Below are 5,541 nucleotides of genomic sequence, written 5' to 3'. Positions count from 1 at the left end.
ATATAAAGTAAAAATATTAAATTAAACAATTTTTATCATAGAAAGTTAAGATTTACAGAAAACTCTTCACACCCTCTAATTTGTCAAAAAAATCTACAAGTTCTTTAGCGGCAGTATTTTTTAGATAAAGATAATTAAATTCTCTCTCTATTTTGTTTTTAAAATAGAATTTCCCAATGTCATCATTTTTATTAACAACAGAATTATATACAAAAGATATTCCACAGTTAGCTGATACAAGTTCTTTTATAAGATTAAAATTATTTATTGTAATTTTTTTCTTAAAAAATTCTAAGGAAAAACTATTTTCTGATAAAAACTGTTCAAATATTCCTCTTGTACCAGATCCCTCTTCTCTTATGATTATATCCTCTTCAAATAACTCTTCAAACTTTATAGATTTTCCATTAAACTTATGATTTTTACTACATATTCCAATAAACTCATCTTTTTTATAAAGTCTATAACCATATTTATCCTTATTAAATATTCCCTCAACCAAAATGAAATCTAATTTATTTAGTTCCATTAGTTTTATAAGTTTTTCAGTATTATCAATTGTAAGAGAAATATCATATTTTTCATTTTTTACAAGTTTTTTTATTTTTTCTCCGATTACAAACTCTCCAATAGTTTTGGTCGCTCCAATATTTATTTTTATTTTATTTTCTGATTTTATTTTTCTTTTTAAATAAATTTCATTGTAGTATGCTGAACGAGCATATTCCTCTAAAAGAATAGCTTGATTTGTTTTTTCAAGTTTTTTTCTATTGTATATAAAAAGTTTACATTCGTATTCTTCTTCTAGATAGTGAATATGTTGAGTAACAGCAGGTTGAGTCATATTTAATTCTTCAGCCGTGATACGATAATTCATAGTTTCACATAGTTTTAAAAAAGTTAAAATTCTATAATCAAGCATATGATTCCTCCAATTTTTAATAAGAAAAATTTATTAATATATAATAAATGATTATTAGATTTTATCATTTTTATATGCTAAAATCAATCTATAAAAGGAAAAATTATTTAGGAGGATTTTATGAAAAAAACTTATTCTGTTTTGCCAGGTTTTGCCCTAGCTTTAGTAATCGCTTTTATTTCTAAACTTATTGAAGATTTATTACCAGTTCCACTTATTGGAGCATCTGTAATTGCTCTTTTTATAGGAATGTTTATAAATCACTATTATCAACCAAGTGATTATTTAAAAGAAGGATTAAAATTTACATCTAAGAAAATTTTAAAATTTGCAATTATTCTTTTAGGGGCGTCATTAAGTATCGGAACAGTTTTACATATTGGAAGAATGTCTCTTGTAATAATGGTATTTACTCTTTTAACTTGTTTTGGTGGAGGATATATAGTTGGAAATTTACTAGGACTAAATTGGAAGATGTCAAACTTAATTTCAGCTGGAACAGGAATTTGTGGAGGATCGGCTATCGCCGCTATAGCCCCAGTCATTGATGCCGAAGACACAGATATAGCTTATTCAATGTCAGCAACTTTTTTATTTGATATGGTTATGATAGTTTTATTCCCAATATTTGGAAAATGGTTAGGAATGAGTGATATAGCTTATGGTTTGTGGGCTGGAACTGCTGTAAATGATACTTCAAGTGTTGTTGCTGCTGGTTATGCTTTTAGTGAGGCTGCTGGAGATTTTGCAACAATGGTAAAACTTACAAGAACACTTTCTATTATCCCTGTAGTTATAATATTTGCAATAATAAATATTCGTTTAAAACAAAAAGAAAATAAAAATATTCATTTAGAAGAAGAACAAACAAAATCTTATGTACTAACTATTTTTCCTTGGTTTATATTAGGATTTATAGCATTAGCTATAATAAATAGTTTAGGATTTATTCCATTGCAAGTATCAGAATTTTTAAAAGAGCTAAGTAAATTTTTAATGATTGCAGCTCTTGGAGCCATTGGTCTTAATACAAGTTTCAGACAAATGAAAAAATCTGGTCATGCTCCAATGGTACATGGATTTATAATATCACTTTTAGTTGTGATTGTGGCAATTGCTGTTGAATATGCTATGGGAATTGTTTAGGTAATTCCATTTCATATATATCATATCCCCAAAAAGGGTGTCGAGTTTCGACACCCTTCCCCTTTTTTTGATCTAAAAAATAGTTGACTTTTATAAAAATTCTAGCTATCATAATATTATGACACATAAGGGAGGCAGGTTATGAAAAAAATATTTTTATTTCTTACTTTGGCATTATCTTTAGTTTTAACTGGTTGTAGTAATGATCAAGATTATATTGACGCTGTAAAAAGTATTGTAGTTGAAGATGTATTATATAGTAATACTACTGAAGAGTTAGCGGCTAACGCAATAGGAATTGCAACCAATCAAAAAGTTGATGTTTCACAATTAACTTGGAAAGTAGATGGAAAAACAAGAGATGGTAAAGTGATTGTTGCTGATTATAACAATAATAGAGTATATTTTACAACAGTAAAAAACGGAGATTATATAGAGTATACTTATGCTGATATTTATATAATTACAGCTGAAAATAAAAAATTGACTCTAAACGAACTTTACTATACAGATGTAGTTAATAGTTTTACAAATTTATTTAATCAATAAAAAAATTACCCCAAAGACCTTATAATAAGATTTTTGGGGTAATATTAATTTTAAGAAGTAGAAATTTTTATTTTGTTCTTACCCAAACTGGTGAAGACCAAGCAACTTCTCCATTTTTTTGATGTATTTTAACCATAAAGAAATCTTTATTATCAGTTTTTAATCCATCAAAAGTATAAGAGATTTGTTTTTTGTAAGCTATTTCTGGGAATCCTTGATTGATTTTAAATTTATAAGCATTGTGCCAGAAAGGATCTGTTCTGTAGTATTCACTAAATCCAAATCTTTCTTTTGCTAGTTCAACAGCTTCTTCTACAAAACCATTTAATTTACTTCCTTCTAAAATTTCAGCAACTGTATAAACAAAAGTTTTTCCATTTACGATGAAAGTCATTTTTGAATTTATATCGGTTTCAACTTCAAATATGAATCCTTCAGTTTGTATTCCAGAAGCTCCCATCCATTTTCCTGTTTGAGTTGTTTTTTTAGTTAATAATTCAAATTTATAATTTTTATCAGTTTGCTCTATTACTTTTTGACCAGGGTTTGTCCATAATTTTTCAACAGATAAGATTTTTCCTTCTGTGATAACTTCTCCTTGCCACTCTTTTTTAGTAATATCTGGATAAATTCTTAAATCTGGTCCCCAACCAAAGTCAGTTCTAAATTTAAATTTGATTGTTCCCTCTAATTTTTCATTTTCCCAAGTTCCGTTATGAACATAAGTATGTTCTGCTACTCCGTTTCTTATAAATTCGATTCTGTCAATAGCATTTCCACACTCAACATCAACGAAAGCTGTATATTTGTTGTCAACTGATGGTTCAATTACACTTCCTAATAATTGGTCGTTTAATGTATAGTAAAGTTTTGTTTTTGCACCAGTAACTCCATAAACTCTTCTATTTAAGAAAGCTTCAAAAATTCCATCTCTTGTATATTCTTCAGCATAACAAGCCATTAATCCATGACCAAACATAGCTGGTACAACGTGGTTATCTCCAGAAGCAATAATTCCACAGATTTTTCCTTGTTTTAATCCAGACATAACATCATTTCCAGATGTTCTTGGTCCCATATGAACGTGTCTTCCCATATGAATGTCAGTTGTATCACTTTCAGAACTTCCGTGAGATGAGAAGATCTCTGCGAATGGAGAATATTTCTCATTGTGTGTTGCCCAATTTTTTCCTCTGTGACCAGAAGCATAAGCAAGATGGTGAGGTACAGCTATTGCTTCGCCCGCTGGCAATAGTTCTGTTAATTCTTGATATCTCATTGGAGCATGTAACATTTGATCTAGATTTTTATAAAAAACGTTATGGTCTCCGTCTTTTCCTGCTCCTTGCCATTCATATCCCATAAATAATAAGTAATCATCTGTTGAAGTATTTTTTACAAACTCTCTTATTTTTTCCCAATCAGAGTTTCTTTTTTCTTCACTGTGGATATCCTCTACTCCAAGTCCTGTTTCATCTTTTCTCATATAAAATGGATAATAAGCTATTGGCCAAAAGTCTGTCATCTCTTTACCAAATTCATACCATTTTTCAATATCTTTTAATTGCTCTGAATGAATATTTGCGTGTAAATCACACCAAAGTAATTTCATTATCTCCTCCTAAAAATTTTACTATTTACTGCTTAATTTTTCTCTTATTCCATTAGCTATTCTTTCTGCTTTAGCTCCTAAAATTACTTGAACACTTGTTTGTCCTGGTTTGATAACTCCTTTAGAGCCTAATTGTTTTAACATTTTTTCATCTACTAAGCTTCTATCTTTTAGATCAAGTCTAAGTCTTGTGATGCAAGAATCAGCAGTTATAAAGTTATCTAATCCACCTAAAGCGATGATAAAGTTGTCAACTTCTCCATCTTCTTCTACTTTTTTATTTTCATTTAATTTTTCTATTTCTTCTTCACTTTCTCTTCCTAAAGTTTGGTAGTTCATTTTTTTGATAATGAATGAGAAAGTAACATAATAAAGTACAAAGAAGAATGCCCCTAGAGGTAATATTAATAATGGTTTTGTAGCAAGTTTAAAGTTTAGAATGTAGTCAATTAATCTTGCTGAGAAACCAAAACCGTGTAAAACTCCAAGATAATTTGTTAAAGCGTATGATAGTCCCATAAATATTGAGTGAGCTACAAATAATAATGGAGCTGTGAATATAAATAAGAATTCTATTGGTTCAGTGATTCCTGTTAAGAATGATGTTAAAGCCACACTGATTAAAATTCCTAATACAGCTTTTTTTCTGCTAGGTTTTGCACATCTATAGATAGCAAAAGCTGCTCCAGGAAGTCCAAACATCATAATTGCAAAAGCTCCAGCCATATATATTCCTGCTGTTGGGTCTCCTGCAAAGAATCTTACTTGGTCACCTATAAATGTTTGACCAGCTGCATTTGTATATTCTCCAAACATAAATCTAACTATTGAGTTTAAAACATGGTGAAGTCCAAAAGGAATTAAGAATCTTTGAAGAACTCCATAAAGGAATAATCCTAATTCTCCAGCTTTTATCATCCACATTCCAAAAGTATCTAAACCTTTTTGAATTAATGGGAATACATATCCTAAAACTCCAGAAACTAAAACACTTACAAGTGCTGACATAATAGGAACAAATCTTCTTCCTCCGAAGAATCCAAGCCATTCAGGAACTTTTGTATCTTTAAATTTATTATACACATTTCCTGCAATAAGTCCAGCTATTATTCCTGAAAACACACCCATTTTAATATTTCCATTTATTGATTTAGCTCCAGCTTCTAATATAAAGAAACTGATTGCCCCTGCTAAAGCTGCCGCCCCATGAGCTTTTTCAGCAATTCCAAATGCTTGATATGATACCCATAAAGGACACATATATATTATCAACAAATTAAAAAATATAAGAAAGTTGGTAATGTATGTCTAA

The 5,541-nt window shown here is 29.4% G+C and carries 5 protein-coding genes; 2 read left to right on the top strand and 3 right to left on the bottom strand.

What is annotated here, in order from left to right:
* Window positions 1–52 precede the first annotated feature (52 nt).
* Complete coding sequence (locus tag I6E15_RS09880) at window positions 53–922, bottom strand: LysR family transcriptional regulator (RefSeq protein ID WP_235247611.1); 870 nt, start codon at window positions 920–922, stop codon at window positions 53–55.
* Window positions 923–1,042: 120 nt separating this feature from the next.
* Here I6E15_RS09880 and I6E15_RS09875 point away from each other — a divergent pair, with 120 nt between their 5' ends.
* Both I6E15_RS09875 and I6E15_RS09870 read left to right on the top strand, forming a co-directional pair.
* Window positions 1,043–2,068, top strand: coding sequence for a YeiH family protein (locus I6E15_RS09875; RefSeq protein ID WP_235247610.1), 1,026 nt, complete (start codon window positions 1,043–1,045; stop codon window positions 2,066–2,068).
* A 141-nt stretch (window positions 2,069–2,209) separates the two neighbouring features.
* On the top strand, window positions 2,210–2,617 hold the full coding sequence (locus tag I6E15_RS09870; protein WP_235247609.1) for a membrane lipoprotein lipid attachment site-containing protein: 408 nt from the start codon (window positions 2,210–2,212) through the stop codon (window positions 2,615–2,617).
* 67 nt (window positions 2,618–2,684) lie between these two features.
* Here I6E15_RS09870 and I6E15_RS09865 read toward each other — a convergent pair whose 3' ends face one another.
* Complete coding sequence (locus I6E15_RS09865) at window positions 2,685–4,229, bottom strand: DUF3604 domain-containing protein (RefSeq protein WP_235247608.1); 1,545 nt, start codon at window positions 4,227–4,229, stop codon at window positions 2,685–2,687.
* A gap of 21 nt (window positions 4,230–4,250) precedes the next feature.
* The gene (locus I6E15_RS09860) at window positions 4,251–5,501 is read right to left on the bottom strand and encodes a PTS transporter subunit EIIC (protein ID WP_268827968.1); all 1,251 of its coding nucleotides are present in this window, start codon (window positions 5,499–5,501) and stop codon (window positions 4,251–4,253) included.
* Window positions 5,502–5,541: the final 40 nt, after the last annotated feature.

Origin of the sequence: Fusobacterium perfoetens (assembly GCF_021531475.1) — a bacterium.
Classification (GTDB): domain Bacteria; phylum Fusobacteriota; class Fusobacteriia; order Fusobacteriales; family Fusobacteriaceae; genus Fusobacterium_B.
Note: the sequence above shows the minus strand (reverse complement) of the source record. Positions and strands in the feature narration are given on the sequence as shown.

What these genes read in the sequence shown, in the direction of transcription:
- I6E15_RS09880 (WP_235247611.1), bottom strand. Translation starts at nt 922, where the DNA reads ATGCTTGATTATAGAATTTTAACTTTTTTAAAACTATGTGAAACTATG.
- I6E15_RS09875 (WP_235247610.1), top strand. Translation starts at nt 1,043, where the DNA reads ATGAAAAAAACTTATTCTGTTTTGCCAGGTTTTGCCCTAGCTTTAGTA.
- I6E15_RS09870 (WP_235247609.1), top strand. Translation starts at nt 2,210, where the DNA reads ATGAAAAAAATATTTTTATTTCTTACTTTGGCATTATCTTTAGTTTTA.
- I6E15_RS09865 (WP_235247608.1), bottom strand. Translation starts at nt 4,229, where the DNA reads ATGAAATTACTTTGGTGTGATTTACACGCAAATATTCATTCAGAGCAA.